An 18746-nucleotide genomic window follows, 5' to 3' on the forward strand; every position below is an offset into this window, starting at 1 on the left:
GGGAAAAACGGATACTTCATACCATCAACTAGTTAGGTTGTTTGTCATCCCGCGCCGGGTCCGGCCCGGGGTGGCCTGCGGGATACTGGCGCGGTGAGTGCGGCGAATACGGTGAGTGACGAAGATCCCCTGCTGGCGGTGGAGCGCGAGGTCGCGCTGATGTTCCGGCGGGGCCGGGCCCGGGTGGCGGAGCTGTCCCGCCGGGTCCATCCCCGGCTGGAGGGCATGGCGTACAGCATGCTCGGCTACATCGAGCAGGCCGGCCGGGTGCGGGTGACGGACGTCGGCGTGCACTTCGCTGTGGGCAAGGCCACGGTGAGCCGGCAGATCAGGGCGCTGGAGGAGCTGGGTCTGGTGTCCCGGGAGGCGGATCCGCAGGACCGCCGGGCCGCGCTGGTCTCGCTGACCGAGGACGGGCGGCGGCGCTACCTGGGCGCCCGGGACGTCCGGGTGAAGCGGGTGCGGGAGCTGATGGAGAACTGGTCCGAGGAGGACGTGGTCCGCTTCGCCGAGTTGCTGCACCGCTTCAACGACGTGGTCGGGGAGGCCGTCGCGCCCTGAGCCGCTGCGGGGGCCCCGGCGCCGGCCGGGGCGGGGTCGTTCGGCGGGACTTTACTTGGGCTTGAAGAAAGTTGCCTTAGTCAACCATCGCCCCTATGGTTGCTTAAGGCAACGATTTCTCGCATCCCCCGTACCCCGCAGAAGGACCCAGATGACCGTCACCACCCACGCCGCGACCGGAGCCGCCACCGCCGACGACCAGCCCATGACGCACCGGCAGGTGATGGAGGCGCTCTCCGGCCTGCTGCTCGGTCTCTTCGTGGCCGTGCTCTCGTCGACGGTCGTCTCCAACGCGCTGCCGCGGATCCTCACCGACCTGCACGGCGGTCAGTCCGCCTACACCTGGGTGATCACCGCCACCCTGCTCACGCTCACCGCCTCCACCCCGATCTGGGGCAAGCTCTCCGACCTCGCCAGCAAGAAGCTGCTGCTGCAGATCGCCCTGGTGATCTACATCGCCTCCTCGGCGCTGGCCGGTCTCTCCCAGAACACCGGACAGCTGATCGCCTGCCGTGCCCTCCAGGGCATCGGCGCCGGCGGTGTCACCGCGCTGGCCCAGATCTGCCTGGCGGCGATGGTCCCGCCGCGTGAGCGCGGCCGGTACAGCGGCTACTTCGGCGCCGTCTTCGCCCTGGCTACCATCGGCGGGCCGCTGATCGGCGGCGTCATCGTGGACACCTCCTGGCTGGGCTGGCGCTGGTGCTTCTACGTCGGCATCCCGTTCGCGCTGGCCGCGATCCTGGTGCTGCAGCGCACCCTCAAGCTGCCGGTGGTCAAGCGCAAGGTGAAGATCGACTACCTGGGCGCGCTGGTCATCACCGGCGCCGTCAGCCTGCTGATGATCTGGATCACGCTGGCCGGCAAGAACTATGCCTGGCTCTCCTGGCAGACCGCGGCCATGGTCGGCGGCGGCCTGGCGCTGGGCGCCCTGGCCGTGGTGATCGAGCGCCGGGCCGCCGAGCCGATCATCCCGCCGCACCTCTTCCGCTACCGCACCGTCACCCTGGCGGCGGTCGCCAGCGTGCTGGTCGGCATCGGGATGTACGGCGCGACCACCTTCCTCAGCCAGTACTTCCAGCTGGCCCGGGAGAAGTCCCCGACCATCGCCGGCCTGATGACCCTGCCGATGATCCTCGGCCTGGCCGTCTCCTCCACCGTGGCCGGAAAGATGATCACCAAGTACGGCAAGTGGAAGGCGTACCTCGTCTCCGGCACCCTGCTGCTGGCGATCGGCTTCGCCCTGCTCGGCACCGTCCGGGCCGACACCCACTACGGGCTGCTCTCGCTCTACATGGCCATCACCGGCGTCGGCCTCGGCCTGACCATGCAGAACCTCGTCCTGGCGGTGCAGAACACGGTGGCGCGGAGCGAGCTCGGCGCGGCCAGCTCGGTGGTCACCTTCTTCCGCACCATGGGCGGTGCGATGGGCGTCTCCGCGCTCGGCGCCCTGATGAACAACAGGGTCGGCCACTACCTGACGGAGAACCTCACCGCCGCGCACATCCCGGCCGCCGGCGCCGGCGGTGGCGGCATCCCGGACCTGCACAAGCTGCCCGCCCCGGTCGTCCCGCTGGTGACGGACGCCTTCGGGCACGGTGTGGGCGTGGTGTTCCTGGTCGCGGCGCCGTTCGCGCTGCTGGCCTTCATCACGGTGCTGTTCATCCGGGAGACCGCGCTGCGCACCTCGCAGCAGGACTGAGCCCGGGGCGGCCGACCGGCCGGACGGCGTCGGGACGGCGGGATGAGGAGAGGGGCCGGGGAGTGGTGATTCCACTCCCCGGCCCCTCTCCTTCACGGCCGTACGGCCGTGCTACTTGCCGGCGATCAGCGTCAGCCCGTAGACGACGGCCGCCGCGCAGACGCCGAAGCAGGCGTACGCGCCGACCAGCGCCAGCCGGCCGCTGCCGCCGGCGGCCGGGGCGTCCGTGCCCGCGTGCCGGGCCGTCACGGCCTCGCGGCGGGAGAGCGCCAGGATGCCGAGCGCGAAGACGGAGACCACGGCGACGGTGATGCCGAAGCTGACACCGGCGGTCTGGGCCAGGGCGTTCCACTTGATGTGCATGGTGTGTGCTCCTCAGCCTGCGGCGCTCAGGCCGCGACCGTGGTCGAGGCGGGGGTGGGGGTGACGGGCGCGGGGGCCGGGGCGACCTCGACCGGGGTGATGTCGTTGACGTTGTCCGCGCCGACCGGCTGGCGGCGCGAGACGAGCCACATCGCGCCCGAGCCGGCCACCAGGGCGGCGCCGGCCACGACCACGCCCCAGGTGCCCTGCTCGACCAGGAAGGCCGCGCCGCCCGCCACCGCGGCGGCCGCGGGCAGGGTCAGGCCCCAGGTGTAGACCATGCGGCGGACCAGGCTCCAGCGCAGCTCGCCCTTCGGGCCGCCGAGGCCGGCGCCCATGATGCCGCCCGAGCAGACCTGGGTGGTGGAGAGGCCGAAGCCCATGTGCGAGGAGGTCAGGATGACGGTCGCGGCGGCCGACTCGGAGGCGAACCCCTGCGGCGCCTGGATGTCCGCCAGCCCCTTGCCCATCGAGCGGATGATCCGCCAGCCGCCCATGTAGGTGCCGAGCGCGATGGCCGCACCGGCCGAGATGATCACCCAGGTGGGGGGCAGCGCGCCCTTGGGCAGGGCGCCGACCGAGACCAGCGTCAGGGTGATGATGCCCATCGTCTTCTGGGCGTCGTTGGTGCCGTGCGCCAGCGAGATCAGTGAGGAGGAGAACATCTGGCCGGTCTTGAAACCCTTGGTGACGGTCTTGCCGTCGCTCTTGCGGGTGATCGCGTACGCCAGCTTGGTGGCGCCCCACGAGGCCAGGCCCGCGACCAGCGGGGAGGCGATCGCCGGGATCAGGATCTTGCTGAGCACGGTGTCGAAGTTGACCCCGTTGACGCCGACGCCGACCACGGTGGCGCCGATCAGACCGCCGTAGAGCGCGTGCGAGGAACTGGACGGCAGACCTCTCAGCCAGGTGAGCAGGTTCCACAGGATCGCGCCGACCAGCGCGGCGAAGATGATCTCGGGATGGATGCCGGCCTTCTCGTTGACGATGCCGCCGGAGATGGTGGTGGCGACCTTCACGGAGAGGAACGCGCCCGCGAAGTTGAGGACGGCCGCGATGGTGACTGCGACCTTCGGGCGGAGGGCTCCCGTGGCGATGGAGGTGGCCATCGCGTTGGCGGTGTCGTGGAAGCCGTTGGTGAAGTCGAAGGCGAGTGCCGTGATGATCACAACGGCTACCAGGAACGAGATGTGTTCCATACCCAAACAATCGTCGTAGTTGTCGCACGGACGTTGGTGTCGGTCGCGACGGTAGGGACGCTTGGTAAACGGAAGGTGAACTGGGTCGGGAATCGTGGTTCCGTGAGTGTCCCACGGGTTTCCAGCGCCTTGCCGCAGGGTGTCCCTGCCCGTGCTGAGCTGGACATTAGTGGAGAAAATCCTGGTTCGCTCCGGTTTGCTGAGACCTGTCTCACAGATGAACGGAGAATTCATCAGCCGGTCCTGGTGCGGCCTGTTTCCGGCGAGTAACCCATGGCAGGATCGGCGGGGTCCGGGGACCCCGGACGTCAGGCAGGGGCGGGGAGGACGAACCCATGGGCGGGGCTGCACAACGCACGGAGTCGACGGGCGTACGACCGTGGGTGCGGGCCGCCCTGCGCTGCGGAGCCGTGCTCGCGGCCGCCGCGCTCGCCCTGCCACTGGCCACCCAGGCCGCGTACGCCGCCCCCGACCCGGGCGGCCCGGGTGTCGGCGCCCCGGCCACCGTCCCCGGTACCGACCCGCTGGCCGACGCCAAGGCCACCCTCGGCCCGCTGCTCGACCAGCTGCACGAGCTGTACAAGGGCGCCGAGGCGGCCACCGAGCAGTACAACGCCTCCGTCGCCAGGGTCGCCGAGCAGCAGGCCGCGCTCGCCGACCTCCAGGGCCGGCTGGAGCGACAGCAGAAGCAGGTGGACGCCGGCACCGACGTGGCCGCCCAGCTCGCCGCCGCCCAGTACCGCAACGGCGCCGCCTCCGCCTACGCCGAACTGCTGCTCTCCAAGGACCCGTACGAGGCGGTCACCATCGCCGAGCTGCTCGCCACCGCCAGCCGCTCGCAGTCCGACTTCCTGGACCGGCTCAAGTCCGACCGCGACGCGCTCACCGGGCTGCGGAAGCAGAACGAGGACGCGCTCAAGGACTCCCAGGCGCTGGCCGCCCAGCAGGACGCCGCCAAGGTCAAGGTCGCCACCGACCTGACCGCCGTCGAGCAACTGGTCTCCTCGCTGACCGGCGCCCAGCGCGCCGAGCTGGAGAAGCTGGAGAAGGCCAAGGCCGACGAGGCCCAGCTGGCCTTCCTCGCCTCCGGCGTGCTCGGCAAGGGCGAGCGCACCCCCTCGCTGGCCGGCCGTGCCGCCATCACGTACGCGCTGGCGCAGCTCAACAAGCCGTACGTGTGGGGCGGCGCCGGGCCGGACGTCTTCGACTGCTCGGGCCTCACCTCGCAGGCCTGGCTGCACGCCGGACGGCCGATCCCGCGCACCAGCCAGGAGCAGTGGGCCCAGCTCCAGCACATCCCGCTGAACCAGATGCGCCCCGGCGACCTGGTCATCTACTTCGAGGGCGCCACCCACGTCGCGATGTACATCGGCGGCGGGCTGGTCGTCCAGGCGCCCCGGCCCGGCGCCGTCATCAAGGTGTCGCCGATCGGCTCGATGCCGATCCTCGGTGCCGTCCGACCGGACCCGGAGACCGCCTCGGACGAGCAGGGCGGCGCCTGGAAGGTGCCGGACCTCCCGGCCGGCTGGGACTCGGTGACCCCGATCGCCCCGAGCCCGGCCAACCAGGTCCCGGCCACGCCCGGCACCCCGGCGCCGGGCACGCCCGCTCCGGGGACGCCGGCCCCCGGCACTCCGGCGCCCGGCACGACGCCGACCGACCCGGCGACGCCGGGCCAGCCGTCCACGCCCACCGGCACCCCGACCGGGACGCCCACCACGACGCCGACCGGTACCCCGACGGGTACGCCCACCGGTACGCCGAGCACCGGCACCCCGACCGGGACGCCCACCGATTCGCCGACCGACACTCCCACCGGCACCCCGACGGGGACGACGCCGTCCGGCACGGGGACCCAGGCGCCCACGGGCACCGGCTCGCCGTCCGGCAAGGGGTCGTCGGCCGCGTCCGCCACGGCCGGCGCCACCGGCACCCTGCCGGCCAACCAGAACTGACCGGCCCGCCCGGGGCCCGGGGCTCAGGCCCCGGGCCCGGCGGGCTCAGCGGGCGCCGCTGTCCGGCTCGAAGCGGATCACCACGGCCTTCGAGGTCGGGGTGTTGCTGATGTCGGCGGTGGAGTCCAGCGGCACCAGCACATTGGTCTCCGGGTAGTACGCGGCCGCGCCGCCCCGGGCCACCGGGTAGTGGACCACCTTGAAGTGCGGGGCGCGGCGCTCCACGCCGTCCTTCCACTCGCCGACCAGGTCGACGTACCCGCCCTCGGGCAGGCCGAGTTCGGCGGCGTCGGCGGGGTTCACCAGGACCACCCGGCGGCCGCCGGTGATACCGCGGTAGCGGTCGTCCAGACCGTAGATCGTGGTGTTGTACTGGTCGTGCGAGCGCAGTGTCTGGAGCAGCAGCCGGCCGGCCGGCACCTCGGGCGCGGTGAGCGGGTTGACGCTGAAGTTGGCCCGGCCGGTCGCGGTCGGGAAGGTCCGGGAGTCGCGTGGGCCGTGCGGCAGGGTGAAGCCGCCGGGCCGGCGGACCAGGTCGTTGAAGTTCTCGAAGCCCGGCACCACCCGGGCGATCCGGTCCCGCAGGGTGTCGTAGTCGGCGGCGAAGTCCTCCCACGGCACGCTGTCCTGCGGCCCGAGCACGGCGCGGGCCAGCCGGCAGACGATCGCCACCTCGGAGAGCAGGCCCGGCGCGGGCGGGCGCAGGCCGCCGCGCGAGGAGTGCACCTGGCCCATCGAGTCCTCGACGCTGACGAACTGGGCGCCCCTGGCCGTGATGTCCCGGTCGGTGCGGCCGAGGGTGGGCAGGATCAGCGCCCTGGCGCCGGTCACCACGTGCGAGCGGTTGAGCTTGGTGGAGACGTGCACGGTCAGCCGGCAGCGGCGCATCGCCGCCTCGGTGACCTCGGTGTCCGGGGTGGCCGCGACGAAGTTGCCGCCCATCGCGAAGAACACCTTCACCCGGCCGTCGCGCATCGCGCGGATGGTGTCCACCGAGTCGTGGCCGTGTGCGCGCGGCGGCTCGAAGCCGAACTCCTTGCCGAGCGCGTCCAGGAAGGCGGCGGACGGCCGCTCGAAGATGCCCATCGTCCGGTCGCCCTGCACATTGCTGTGCCCGCGGACCGGGCAGACCCCGGCGCCCGGCCGGCCGACGTTGCCGCGCAGCAGCAGGAAGTTGACCACCTCACGGATGGTCGGCACGGCGTGCTTGTGCTGGGTGAGGCCCATCGCCCAGCAGACGATGACCTTCCGGGAGGCCAGCACCAGCCGGCCCAGCTCCTCGATCTGCTCCCAGGGCAGGCCGGTGGCGGCCAGCACCTCGGCGCGGTCGGTGGTCCGGGCCTCGGCGGCGAACTCCTCGAAGCCGTGGCAGTGCTCATCGACGAACGCCCGGTCGACGCCGCCGTCCGCCTCCAGGATCAGCTGGTTGAGGGCGCGGAACAGGGCGAGGTCGCCGCCGAGCCGGATCTGCAGGAAGAGGTCGGTCAGCTTGGTGCCGTGGCCGACCAGGCCGCGGGCGTGCTGCGGGTTCTTGAACCGTTCGAGGCCGGCCTCGGGCAGCGGGTTGACGCTGACGACGGTCGCGCCGGCGCGCTTGGCTCGCTCCAGGGCGGAGAGCATCCGGGGGTGGTTGGTGCCCGGGTTCTGGCCGGCCACGATGATCAGGTCGGCCTGGTAGAGGTCCTTCAGACTGACGCTGCCCTTGCCGATGCCGAGCGTCTCGGTGAGCGCCGAACCGGACGACTCGTGGCACATGTTGGAGCAGTCCGGCAGGTTGTTGGTGCCGAGGCGGCGGGCGAGCAGCTGGTAGGCGAAGGCGGCCTCGTTGCTGGTCCGGCCGGAGGTGTAGAAGGCGGCGCCGTTCGGGGTGTCCAGGGCGCGCAGCTCCTCGGCGACGATCCCGATGGCGTCGTCCCAGGAGACCGGGACGTAGTGGGTGGCGCCCTCGTCGAGCAGCATCGGCCGGGTGAGCCGGCCCTGCTGGCCGAGCCAGTAGCCGGAGCGCCCGGCGAGTTCGGCCACCGGGTGGGCGGCGAAGAACTCGGCGGTTATCCGCCGCTCGGTGGCCTCCTCGGCGACGGCCTTGGCGCCGTTCTCGCAGAACTCGGCGGTGTGCGTCCTGCCGGGCTCCGGCCAGGCGCAGCCGGGGCAGTCGAAGCCGTCCGGCTGGTTGACCTTGCGCAGGGTGGCGAGGGTTCGGCGGGTGCCCATCTGCTCGGCGGCCATCCGCAGACTGTGGCCGACCGCGGGCAGCCCGGCCGCCGCGTGGTGGGGCGCCGACACCTGGGGGGCGTCCTGCGCGGGATCGCTCTGCGGGGCCTGCTTGGCCATGACCGCTCTCCTCCGGCTCGTCCGGGCCGCGCGCCGGTGCGGGCCCGCGCCCCATCCTTCCACCCGGCGGGTGGCCGGGGGCAGGGCCGGGCGCGGGCCCGGTACGGGCTTCGGCGGCGGCGCCGCTCCCCGGCGGCCCGGCTCCCCGGCGGCTCAGGCGGCCAGGGCGGCTGCCTGGGTCCCGGCGAGGGCGCGGAGCAGGGTGCGGGCGGCGGCGTCGTTCTGGCGGAAGCCGGGGGAGTCGGTGCGCGGGCGGGCGAAGGCGGCGGCCGCGCGGAGGCTGGTGTGCGGACCGAGGGCGGTGCGGCGCGGGTGCGGGGCGCCGTCCAGGGCCGGGTCCAGGACGCGGCTGTCACCGGGGGCGATGGTGAGCAGCCCGGAGCGGTGGGTGTACTCCTCGTCCGCGACCACCTCCTCGACGATCCGCCCGGCACGGTGCAGCCCGGCCAGCAGCGGGTCGCGGGTACGGGCCAGGGCGTGCCTGGGCAGGTACGCCTCGACCAGGGCGGTGGCGGTGACGGTGTGGCCGGGCACGGTGGCGCCGGAGGCCCGCCAGGTGCCGGTGGTCTCGTCCCGCTCCACCCGGACGCCCGCGCCGAGGAAGCGGACCACGCCCGCCTCGGAGAGCGCGAGCAACTGGCGCAGCCGGAAGCCGGGCGGGCCGGAGGCGAGGTAGCTGAAGTAGCCGAAGAACCACTCGTCCACCTCCTCGCCGACCGAGCGGGCGGTGAGCCGGCCGGAGGCGAGGATGCGGGGCACCTGCCCGAAGAGCGAGAGCAGGGCGAGGAAGGCGCCGAGGTCGGCGCTGTGGGCGGGGTCGGCGCGGCGGTCGGCGTCGGCGGTGATGTAGTCGCGCAGGTGCCGCTGGAGCTCCTCGGCCGAGCCGAGTTCGAGGCCGGCCAGCGGGAAGTCCAGCCGTTCGAAGTCCAGCCGGTCGGCCGGGTCGGGGACGGCCGCGGCGACCAGCTCGCCGAGCTCGGGGGAGTACCAGTCGTGCCGGTCGTACCCGGCCAGGAACTCCGGCCAGGGCAGCGCGGTGCGTTCGGGGTGGGCGTGGAACAGCTCGTGGTAGTGGCCGAAGCCGATGTCCTTGGCCATCAACGGCCAGAAGTCGCGCCGTAGTTCGAGCGGGCCGGGGCGGGCGAGGACGGTGTCCACGGCGGTGGCGTCGAAGTAGCGGGGGAGCGGGGCGGGCGGGCCCTGGAGGCGGTAGCCGGTCTTGGAGTGGTACGGCACGCCGCGCCGGGAGCCGACGTGGATCACCGGCTCGCGGCCGGAGGGGCGGTAGGCCAGGCCGTCGGCGGTCTCCTCGAAACGGCCGCCGCGGCCCTCGGTGAGCAGGGCGACGAGGTCGACGAAGGCCAGGCCGAAACCGCGCAGGACGAGCCGTTCGCCGGGTGCGATGCCGGAGAGGTCGGCGTCGGCGGAGAAGGCGGGCGGGAGGTGGAAGCGGCCGTGCCGGGCGGCGAAGTCGGCGTCGGCGGCGTACCGGGGGTGTGGCGCGGAGTCGAGGTGGCCGAGGGTGAGCACGACCTGGTCGGCGGTGAGCACCCGGTCGCCGAGGTGGACCAGTTGCGGCCCGTCGCCGGGGCCCTCGATCCGGCGGACGGTGTCCCGGTGCACGGTGACGGTGACCTGCGGCGGCAGGTCGGCCACGGCGCGCCGGAACACCCAGTCCAGATAGGCGCTCTGGGCCCGGCGGGTGGGGAAGTCGGTGGGCGCGAGGGTGCGCAGCTCGGCCCGGACGCCGGGGTCGGGTATCTCCTGGTAGGGCGCGAACTCCTCGATGCGGGCGGCCCACTCGGCGAGCGAGGGGCCGGGGCGGACCGGCCCCTCGATGGTGGACTTCTCGTCGGTGAACATCGTGACGTCCTCGGCCATCGAGTTCATCCGCAGCAGCGGGGACTGGTCGTAGCGCCAGATCCGGCCGCCGCCGGGCGGGTGGGGGTCGACCAGGTGGATGTGCAACGGCCGCCGGGCGGGCAGCAGTTCGGCCGCGTTGGCGGCGATCCGCTCCAGCAGCCCGGTGCCCCGTGGCCCGGCGCCGACGATCACCAGGGTGTTCACCGGGCCTCCCCGGCGGCCCGGCCGGCGACGGCAGCGGCGTCGGTGGCATCGGCATCGGCATCGGCGTCGGCGGCGGTGCGCAGCCGGCGGTAGGCGGCGCGGGCCCGCTGCAGCGGGGTGGGCGGCAGGCCCTCGCGGGTGGCGCCCTTGGCGTAGTGGCGCTCGACGTAGTACTGGCCGATGGAGAGAACGGTGGTGATCACGATGTACCAGATGGTGGCGACCAGCAGCATCGGGATGACCTGGTAGCTCTGCAGATAGACCAGCTGCACCGAGTACAGCAGGTCGGAGACGGCCAGCACGCTGATGATGCTGGTGCCCTTGAGCGCGCCGATCAGCATGTTGCCCGCGGTCGGCACGATCGAGCGCATCGCCTGGGGGACGACGATCCGGCGCAGCACCCGCCAACGGCTCAGCCCGAGCGCGGAGGCGGCCTCCAGCTGGCCGCGGTCGACCGAGAGGATGCCGCCGCGCACCACCTCGGCGGCGTACGCGGCCTCCAGCAGGGTGAGGCCGATCACGGCGGTGAGGGTGGGGCCGATCAGGTTGACGGTCTTGACGGTGACGAACTCCGGGCCGAACGGGATGCCGAGGCCGAGGGTCGGGTAGAGCGCGCCGATGTTGAAGAAGAGGAGCAGCTGCACCAGGGGCGGGGTGGAGCGGAAGATCCAGATGTAGACCCAGCTGAGTGTGCGCAGCACCGGGTTGGTGGAGAGGCGCATGGTGGCGAGCAGGGTGCCGAGGACGAAGCCGAGGGTGAGGGTGACGGCGGTCAGCCAGAGGGTGAGGGTGAGGCCGTTCAGGACGGAGGTGGCGGTGAACCAGTCGGCCACCACGTCCCACTGGAAGGCGTCGTTGCGGATCGCCGAGCTGACGGCCATCGCGAACAGCAGCAGGGCGACGGCGGCGGAGACCCACTGCCCGGGGCGGCGGCGGGCGACGATCCGGGCCTCGGCGGGACCGGTGGCGGGGTCGGCGGCGGGGTCGGCGGTGGGTCCGGTGCTCTTGCGGAGGGCGGGTGCGGGGAGGACGTCCTGCGGGGTGGCCATGAGGAGGACTCCAGGCTGGAGGTGCGGGCAGGCGGGGAGGTACGGGTGTGGTCACGTACTGCCGTCGCACCGGCCCGCGTCCCTCAACGCGGCCGGCACTGCACTGCACTCCGCTGTGATCGTACGCATGCTCGATCGGCGCGTGTCAAGGGCGGGATGACAGGGTCGCGGGGCGACAGGAGATCGCAACAGAGCGGTAATGGAGGGTGGTTGACGTACCGCATCGGCGGCTGTTCAACTTGGGGCCATGTACGCCGAGCAGCCCCTGGTCACCCGCGACCACATCGACTTCGGTCGGGTGTGGTCCGCGGCGTGTCGCGGCTGACCCGGCAGCGGGCCGCCCAGCCGGCCCTGCTCTCCTCTCGGAGACCCCTCCCTCGGTGCCCCGACGCGGGCCGGGAAGCCGTCCACCGCTGACGGCTGATCAGGCGCACGCTGCCGCCTTCCGCTTCGCCCTCCTCCCCACTGCGCTCCGGCAGTTCCCCGGTCACCGATTCCGCCACCGTCGCCTGCACCTTCACCCCTTCACCGTCGCCGCCGCGCAGCCGTGTTCCGCGCCTCGCGTGCCGCGTCCGGCTCCGCCATGGCCTGCTCCGGCCCCGGCCCACCCGCGGTCCACCGGATGTCCGCACAACCCGAAAGGTCAGTCACCATGCCCGACAAGCTCCAGATCCCGCTGGTCCACCGGCCGAACGCGTCCTGCGCCGCGAAGGCGGCCCGGGCCGAGCGCGACCGCCACCAGCTGATCGCGGTGCAGGCGTGAGCCGTACCGGCCTGGCCGTCGAGGTCCGCCGGGTCACCATCGACGACCCGCTGGTCGAGCCGCTGCTGCGCGAACTCACCCACGAGTACGTCAGCCGGTACGGAGCGGACGCCCACCAGGAGATGACCCGCTACCCGAAGGACGCCTTCGCGGAGCCGGCCGGCGTCCTGCTGCTCCTGCTGGAGGACGGCGAGCCGGTGGCGGGGGGCGCGTACAAGCGGTACGACCAGCGGACCGCCGAGCTGAAGCGGATGTGGACGCACTCCGCACACCGCCGCCGGGGCCTGGCGCGCAGGGTCCTGACGGAGCTGGAACGGGCCGCCGAGGCGGCCGGCTACACCCGTATTTACCTCACCACCGGGCCACGCCAGCCGGAGGCCAAGGGCCTCTACCTGGCGACCGGCTACACCCCGCTCTTCGACGTCACGGCCGACCCGCTGACCATCGGCCCGCTGCCGTTCGAGAAGCACCTGCCCGGCCGCACCGTCCGAACCCCCGAAAGGCACCGACTCCCGTGAGAACCACCATCGTCCGCCGCCTGTACGCGGCCACCGCCCTGCTGCCGGTCCTGGCGCTGGCCGCGTGCGGCTCGGACCCGAAGATCGCCGCCCGGCCGGGTGGCGGCGGCGAGGCGCTCGCCGCCGCCACGCAGGACATCGTCTCCGGGATCGCCAGGTCGGACGCCGCCGCCGCACTGCTGCCGGAGGACGTCCGCACCTCCGGCACGGTGAAGTTCGGGTCCTCGTTCGGCACCCCGCCCGGCGCGTTCTACGCCGACCAGGCCACCAAGAAGGCGGCCGGGATCGACATCGACTTCACCGACGCGGTGGCCAGGGTGCTCGGCCTGACCGTGCAGCGCGAGGAGGCCGCGTTCGAGACCATCCTGCCCGCCCTCGGCAGCGGCAAGTTCGACGTCGGCACCGGCAACTTCGGCGTCACCACGGCCCGGCTGAAGACCATCGACTTCGTCACCTACATCGACGACGGCCAGGGCTTCGCGGTCAAGAAGGACAACACCACCATTCAGCCGGTCACCGACCTGCTCCAGCTCTGCGGCCTGACCATCGGCACCGGTGCCGGCACCACCTTCGAGACCACGCTCAACAGCAGGAAGAACGTCTGCACCGACGCGGGCAGGAAGCCGTACGAGGTGAAGGCGTTCAGTGACACCGGCGCCGCGCTGACCAGCCTCCAGCAGGGCCGGGTGGACATCTCGATGTCCACCATCAACGGCCTGCGCTACCAGGCCGCGCAGGAGGCGTCCGGGACGAGGTTCCTCGGTGAGTTCCACCGTCTGGACGTCGGCTTCGCCTTCAAGAAGGGCTCCACGCTCACCCCCGCGTTCCAGGCGGCCGTCAACCAGCTGATCAAGGACGGGACGTACGAGCGGATCCTCGCGAAGTGGGGAGTCGCCGACTCGGCCATCAAGGAGTCCCTGATCAGCCCGCCCGAGCACGCGTGATCCCCTGTCCGGGCTTCGGGCCCCCCTGCGTCAGGTCTCCTGGAGGAATCCCACCATGACCGTCACCACCGCGACAGGCCCCCTGGTCAAACCGGCGGCCAGACCGGCCGCCGCCCTCGACCTGGGTGAGCTGGCCGGGCTCCGGACCGTCCCCGCCCGGCACCCCTGGCGCTGGGCGGCCGGCCTCGCCGCGCTCGTCGTCCTGGCCCAGTTCGCCCACGGGCTGGCCACCAACCCGGGCTGGGACTGGGCCACCTTCCGGCTCTTCTTCTCCGCCGACACCATCCTGCGGGCCGTCGGCCGCACCCTCGAACTCACCTTCTACGGCACCGTGCTGGGCTTTCTGCTGGGCGCCGTGGTGGCCGCGATGCGGCTGTCCCGCAGCGCGGTCCTGCAGTCCATCGCCTGGGCCTACGTCTGGGCGTTCCGGTCCATCCCGCTCATCGTCCAGCTGGTCTTCTGGTTCAACCTGTCCTATCTCTACAAGCGGTTCGGCGTCGGCATCCCGTTCGGCCCGACCTTCGCGGACTTCGAGACGGTCGGCGTGCTCGGCGCGATCGGCGCCGCCGTGCTCGGCCTCGGCCTGCACCAGGCCGCGTTCGCCGCCGAGATCATCCGCGGCGGCATCATCTCCGTCGACGCCGGCCAGCGCGAGGCCGCCGCCGCGCTCGGCGTCCCGCGCTGGCGCCAGGCCTGGCGGATCGTGCTCCCCCAGGCGATGCGCGGCATCCTGCCGGCCGCCGCCAACGAGGTGATCTCGCTCTTCAAGGGCACCTCGGTGGTCTATGTGATGGCCATCGGCGAGCTCTTCTACCAGGTGCAGGTCGTCTACGGCCGCACCGGCCGGGTGGTGCCGCTGCTGATGGTCGCCACCGTCTGGTACGTGCTGCTGACCACCGTGCTGTCGATCGGCCAGTACTACGTCGAGCGCTACTTCGCCCGGGGCGCCGAGCGCACCCCGCCGCCCACCCCGCTGCGGCGGGCCCTGGCCTTCGTCCGGGGCCTCCGGACCGGCCGCGGTCCCGCTCGTACCGCCGCTCGTACCGCTGCCCGTGCCCCCGCCGACAAGGCCCCCGGAGGACGCTCATGACCACGCTCGCCGTCGAACCCATGGTGCAGGTCAGGGGCCTGCACAAGAGCTTCGGGCAGCTCGCCGTGCTGCGCGGCGTCGACCTCGACGTCCCGGCCGGCTCGGTGACGGTGGTGCTCGGTCCGTCCGGCTCCGGCAAGTCCACCCTGCTGCGTGCGATCAACCACCTGGAGAAGCTGGACCGGGGCTTCGTCGCCATCGACGGCGAGCTGATCGGCTACCGCCGGTCCGGCGACCGGCTGCACGAGCTCAAGGAGCGCGAGGTGCTGCGCCAGCGCACCAACATCGGCTTCGTCTTCCAGAACTTCAACCTGTTCCCGCACCTCACCGTGGTGGAGAACATCATCGAGGCGCCGGTCAGCGCGCTGCGCCGACGGAAGGCCGAGGCCCGGGCGGCCGCGCTGGACCTGCTGGGCCGGGTCGGCCTCGCGGACAAGGCGGACGCCTACCCCCGGCAGCTCTCCGGCGGGCAGCAGCAGCGGGTGGCGATCGCCCGCGCGCTGGCCCTGGAACCCAAGGTGCTGCTCTTCGACGAGCCCACCTCGGCGCTCGACCCGGAGCTGGTCGGTGAGGTGCTGGACGTCATCAGGGGTCTGGCCGGGAGCGGCACCACGATGATCGTGGTCACCCATGAGATCGGCTTCGCCCGCGAGGTCGCCGACACCGTCGTCTTCATGGACGGCGGCGTGGTGGTCGAGCAGGGCCCGCCGGGTGCCGTCCTGGACGACCCGCAGCACGAGCGCACCCGCGCCTTCCTCGCCAAGGTCCTCTGACCCCGGCTCGTGCCGTCCCCGAAACCCCTTCACCCGTCAAGGAGTTCCGCCATGTCCCTGCCCCGCCGTGCCCTCGTGACCGCCGTCGCGGCCGCCGCCGCCCTCACCCTGGCCGCCTGCGGCGGCTCCTCGGACGCCACGGCGGAACTCGCGCCCGCCAAGGGCAGCACCGCGCCCAACGGCATCACGGTCAATCTGACGCCCAATCAGAACCGCGTCACCACACCGAAGGTCGACGCCATCGCGGCACTGGTCCCGGAGGAGATCAGAAAGAGAGGGACGCTGACGGTCGTCGACTCGCTCGGCACCACACCGCCGCTGGACTTCTACGCCAACGACGACAAGACCATCATCGGCGTCGAGCCGGACATCGCCTCCCTGATCGCCAACGTCCTCGGCCTGAAGGCGGAGTTCAACCCGGTCTCCTGGGAGAACATCTTCGTCGGCCTGGACAGCGGCAAGTACGACGTCGGCTTCTCCAACATCACCGTCACCGAGGCCCGCAAGGAGAAGTACGACTTCGCCACCTACCGGCTGGACATCCTCGGCTTCGAGGCCAGGAAGGGCAGCGGCTGGAAGATCACCGGGCCCAAGGACATCGCCGGCCGGACCATCGCCGTCTCCTCCGGCACCAACCAGGAGAAGCTGCTGGTCTCCTGGAACGAGGAGAACGTGAAGAACGGCCTCAAGCCGGCCGACATCAAGTACTACCAGAACTCCTCCGACTACTACCTCGCGCTCTCCTCCGGCCGGATCGACATCTACGTCGGCCCCAACCCCAGCGCCTCGTTCCACGCCGTCCAGACCGGCGAGACCGAGATCATCGGCACCTACTCGGGCGGCGGCGCCAATGTGGTCGGCAAGATCGCGGCGACCACCAAGAAGGACAACGGGCTGGTCAAGGCGGTCAACGAGGCGCTGAACGAGGTCATCGGGAACGGCAGCTACGGCCAGGTGCTCAAGCGCTGGGGCCTGGACAACGAGGCCGTCCCGACCTCCGAACTGAACCCGGAGGGCCTGCCCAAGCCGAAGCCGTGAGCCGTTCACCCCGATGTCTTCCCCCACCGCTATGGTGGCCCCGGTCGCGGTGAACACCGTTCGGATCCATCGGACTTGGCGGACTGGGGGAAGGCATGAGGGCGGGGGAGGTGCTGGACGGCCGCTACCGGCTGGACCGGGAGCTCGGCCGGGGCGGATTCGGCGTGGTCTGGGCGGCCCACGACACCAGACTCGGCCGTCCGGTCGCGGTCAAGGTCCTCTCCGAGGAGAACGCGAGCGACCAGGAGGCGGTCGACCGCTTCATCCTGGAGGCCAGGACCGTCGGCAGCCTCTCCAACCCGCACATCGTCACCCTGCACGACTACGGCCGGGTGCAGGACGGCGCCTGGTCCACCCACTACCTGGTGATGGAGCTGGTCCGCGGCCGGCCGCTGTCCGCCGTGCTCAAGGAGGGCATCCCCGACCCGGCGCTCTCGCTGCGCTGGATCCGCCAGGTCTGCAAGGCCCTGGACGCCGCGCACCGCTCGGGCGTGGTGCACCGGGACATCAAGCCCGAGAACATCATGATCTCCGAGGCCGGCGAGGCCAAGGTGCTGGACTTCGGCATCGCCCGGCTGCTCAGCCAGTCCGTCGGCCTCACCTCCACCGGCAACGTCATCGGCACCGTGCCCTACCTGGCGCCCGAGTGCTGGGCCGGCGCCCCGCTCGACGGCCGGGCCGACCTCTACGCGCTCGGCATCGTGCTCTTCCAGCTCTGCACCGGCCGGCGCCCGTTCAACGCCGGGACGGCCGCCGCGATGATGTACCAGCACCTGAACGACGTCCCGCCGCCGGTCCGCACCACCGACCCGGCGCTGGCCGCCCTGGTGCGCCAGTTGCTCGCCAAGGACCCGGCCGACCGGCCCGCCGACGCCGCCGAGGTCCGGCGCCGGCTGCGGGACGTCCGGCCCGGCCTGCTCGGACCGGACGACCCCAGCCCCGAACAGCTGCGCCGCCGGGCCGACCAGGCCTGGCAGCGCGGCGCGGACGGCGCCCCGGAGGAGGCCGTCCGGATGCTGGAGGCGCTGATCCCCGACCTCGCCCGGATCTGCGGCCCCACCGACCTGCGCACCCTGCGGACCTGCCACGACCTGGCCCTCTGGCAGGCCCGCGGCGGCAGTCCCGGCGCCGCCGTCGCCCTGCTGCGCGAACTGGTCCCGGCGCTGGCCGGCGAGCCGGACGCCCGCGCCGACGCCCTGCGCGACCTGGACCACTGGCAGCGCGAACGGGACCGTGTCGGCCGGGGGGAGGCGCGCCCGGGGGAGACGCGGCCGGGGGAGACGCGGCCGCTACCGCTCCAGCGGCTGCTCGGCGGCGGCCCGCAGGGCGGCTGACGCACCGGCCGTGATCGGGTCGCCGTGCCCGAACACCGCCGTCTCCACCGGCAGCCCCGCCAGGCGGCGGAGGGAGCCGGCGGCCCGTACCGGATCGGTGTTGAACACCCCGCACATGGTCCGGCCCCCGGGATTGGCCACCGCGTCCCCGGTGAACAGCACACCGGGGCCGGGCAGGTGGAGCGCGATGCTGCCGTCGGTGTGCCCCGGCACGTGCACCACCACCGCGCCGCCGCCGAAGCCGAGCACGTCCCCGTCCACCACCTCCCGGTGCACCGCGCACGGCGGGGCCGGCGGCAGCGGCGGCAGGCCGTCCCGGATCTCCTGCTCGAAGGGGCTCAGCACCGGCGGCACCGGTGGTCGCTCGCCCCGGATCACCGGCGCCTCCAGCCGGTGCGCCACCACCTCGGCGCCCCAGCGCCCGGCCAGCTCGGCGGCGGAGCCGGTGTGGTCCTCGTGGTGGTGCGTCAGCACGATGGTGCGCAGCGCCGACGGGTCCGCCCCGAGCGAGCGGATCGCCTCCTCGACGGCCGCCGCCGACCCGGCGATACCGGTGTCGACCAGGGTCAGCCCGTCCTCGTCCCGCCAGAGGTAGGCCGTCCCGAACTCCAGGGTGATCATGGACAACTCGGGTCGTACGCGGGTGATCTCCATGTCCCGATCCTGTGTGCCGGGCTCCCCGCCCACAACGGCTGTTCGCCCTGGGCGTGCGGCTGTTCGCCGGGGGCGGACGGGGGCGGAGGGCGGAGCCGCCTGGTTCGCGGGCGGGTGCCTTGACATGCCTCGCAGGCAAGAGGCCGGGGCCGGTGTGCGGCCACTCCGACGAGCTGCGGCAGGACGGCTCCACCGTCCGGATGATCTTCCCGGTGCTGGAACTGGTCCGGTACGCCGGCCAGTTCATGGTGCTGGAGCCGGGCGACGTGATCGTCACCGGCACCCCGGCCGGCGTCACCCCGGGCCGCCCGGGAACCCCGCTCCTGGCGCCGGGGAACGTGGTCGAGACCGAGATCGACGGGCTCGGCCGCCGGCGCCAGGTGCTCGGCAAGGCCTGAGCACCCCGCC

The 18746-nt window shown here is 72.6% G+C and carries 15 protein-coding genes and 1 pseudogene; 10 read left to right on the forward strand and 6 right to left on the reverse strand.

Going from position 1 to position 18746, the window contains the following annotated elements:
• Nucleotides 1–111 precede the first annotated feature (111 nt).
• Nucleotides 112–561: a MarR family winged helix-turn-helix transcriptional regulator gene (locus ACIO5D_RS25405; RefSeq protein ID WP_400654564.1), complete on the forward strand. Its 450-nt coding sequence runs from the start codon at nucleotides 112–114 to the stop codon at nucleotides 559–561.
• Between the two features lie 151 nt (nucleotides 562–712).
• The gene (locus tag ACIO5D_RS25410) at nucleotides 713–2260 is read left to right on the forward strand and encodes an MDR family MFS transporter (RefSeq protein ID WP_400654566.1); all 1548 of its coding nucleotides are present in this window, start codon (nucleotides 713–715) and stop codon (nucleotides 2258–2260) included.
• A 111-nt stretch (nucleotides 2261–2371) separates the two neighbouring features.
• Here the strand turns inward: ACIO5D_RS25410 and ACIO5D_RS25415 are convergent, their stop codons facing one another.
• Nucleotides 2372–2623, reverse strand: a complete 252-nt coding sequence (locus ACIO5D_RS25415; protein WP_400798017.1) for a hypothetical protein — start codon at nucleotides 2621–2623, stop codon at nucleotides 2372–2374.
• A gap of 26 nt (nucleotides 2624–2649) precedes the next feature.
• Nucleotides 2650–3822 carry an anion permease gene (locus tag ACIO5D_RS25420; protein ID WP_400758348.1) on the reverse strand — a complete coding sequence of 391 codons (1173 nt, stop codon included), beginning with the start codon at nucleotides 3820–3822 and terminating at the stop codon, nucleotides 2650–2652.
• 335 nt (nucleotides 3823–4157) lie between these two features.
• On the opposite strand from ACIO5D_RS25420, the gene ACIO5D_RS25425 reads away from it, so the two are divergent.
• On the forward strand, nucleotides 4158–5777 hold the full coding sequence (locus ACIO5D_RS25425; RefSeq protein WP_400798020.1) for an NlpC/P60 family protein: 1620 nt from the start codon (nucleotides 4158–4160) through the stop codon (nucleotides 5775–5777).
• A 45-nt stretch (nucleotides 5778–5822) separates the two neighbouring features.
• On the opposite strand, the gene ACIO5D_RS25430 is transcribed toward ACIO5D_RS25425, so the two are convergent.
• The 3 genes from ACIO5D_RS25430 to ACIO5D_RS25440 form a co-directional block, all read right to left on the reverse strand.
• Nucleotides 5823–8108 (reverse strand): FdhF/YdeP family oxidoreductase, encoded by a 2286-nt coding sequence (locus ACIO5D_RS25430; RefSeq protein ID WP_400798023.1) that lies wholly within the window; start codon nucleotides 8106–8108, stop codon nucleotides 5823–5825.
• 153 nt (nucleotides 8109–8261) lie between these two features.
• On the reverse strand, nucleotides 8262–10175 hold the full coding sequence (locus ACIO5D_RS25435) for an FAD/NAD(P)-binding protein (protein WP_400798025.1): 1914 nt from the start codon (nucleotides 10173–10175) through the stop codon (nucleotides 8262–8264).
• On the reverse strand, nucleotides 10172–11224 hold the full coding sequence (locus ACIO5D_RS25440; RefSeq protein ID WP_400654576.1) for an amino acid ABC transporter permease: 1053 nt from the start codon (nucleotides 11222–11224) through the stop codon (nucleotides 10172–10174). The genes ACIO5D_RS25435 and ACIO5D_RS25440 overlap by 4 nt, the downstream gene beginning before the upstream one ends.
• A gap of 759 nt (nucleotides 11225–11983) precedes the next feature.
• Here ACIO5D_RS25440 and ACIO5D_RS25445 point away from each other — a divergent pair.
• The 6 genes from ACIO5D_RS25445 (at nucleotide 11984) to ACIO5D_RS25470 (ending at nucleotide 17684) form a co-directional block, all read left to right on the forward strand.
• A complete protein-coding gene (locus tag ACIO5D_RS25445; protein WP_363604749.1) occupies nucleotides 11984–12505 on the forward strand; it encodes a GNAT family N-acetyltransferase in 522 nt (173 codons plus the stop codon).
• Complete coding sequence (locus tag ACIO5D_RS25450) at nucleotides 12502–13449, forward strand: ABC transporter substrate-binding protein (RefSeq protein ID WP_363604750.1); 948 nt, start codon at nucleotides 12502–12504, stop codon at nucleotides 13447–13449. The genes ACIO5D_RS25445 and ACIO5D_RS25450 overlap by 4 nt, the downstream gene beginning before the upstream one ends.
• A 55-nt stretch (nucleotides 13450–13504) precedes the next feature.
• On the forward strand, nucleotides 13505–14539 hold the full coding sequence (locus ACIO5D_RS25455; protein WP_400798028.1) for an amino acid ABC transporter permease: 1035 nt from the start codon (nucleotides 13505–13507) through the stop codon (nucleotides 14537–14539).
• Nucleotides 14536–15312, forward strand: a complete 777-nt coding sequence (locus ACIO5D_RS25460; RefSeq protein ID WP_400798031.1) for an amino acid ABC transporter ATP-binding protein — start codon at nucleotides 14536–14538, stop codon at nucleotides 15310–15312. Before ACIO5D_RS25455 ends, ACIO5D_RS25460 begins: the two co-directional genes overlap by 4 nt.
• A 51-nt stretch (nucleotides 15313–15363) precedes the next feature.
• Complete coding sequence (locus tag ACIO5D_RS25465) at nucleotides 15364–16350, forward strand: ABC transporter substrate-binding protein (protein ID WP_400798034.1); 987 nt, start codon at nucleotides 15364–15366, stop codon at nucleotides 16348–16350.
• Nucleotides 16351–16445: 95 nt separating this feature from the next.
• Nucleotides 16446–17684, forward strand: a complete 1239-nt coding sequence (locus tag ACIO5D_RS25470; RefSeq protein ID WP_400798037.1) for a serine/threonine-protein kinase — start codon at nucleotides 16446–16448, stop codon at nucleotides 17682–17684.
• On the opposite strand, the gene ACIO5D_RS25475 is transcribed toward ACIO5D_RS25470, so the two are convergent.
• Nucleotides 17640–18338 carry an MBL fold metallo-hydrolase gene (locus ACIO5D_RS25475; RefSeq protein WP_400654585.1) on the reverse strand — a complete coding sequence of 233 codons (699 nt, stop codon included), beginning with the start codon at nucleotides 18336–18338 and terminating at the stop codon, nucleotides 17640–17642. The genes ACIO5D_RS25470 and ACIO5D_RS25475 overlap by 45 nt on opposite strands.
• A gap of 170 nt (nucleotides 18339–18508) precedes the next feature.
• Here ACIO5D_RS25475 and ACIO5D_RS25480 point away from each other — a divergent pair.
• Nucleotides 18509–18736, forward strand: a pseudogene (locus tag ACIO5D_RS25480) (fumarylacetoacetate hydrolase family protein); the annotation flags it as partial.
• Between the last annotated feature and the right edge of the window lie 10 nt (nucleotides 18737–18746).

This window comes from Kitasatospora sp. NPDC087315 (genome assembly GCF_044744345.1).
Classification (GTDB): domain Bacteria; phylum Actinomycetota; class Actinomycetes; order Streptomycetales; family Streptomycetaceae; genus Kitasatospora.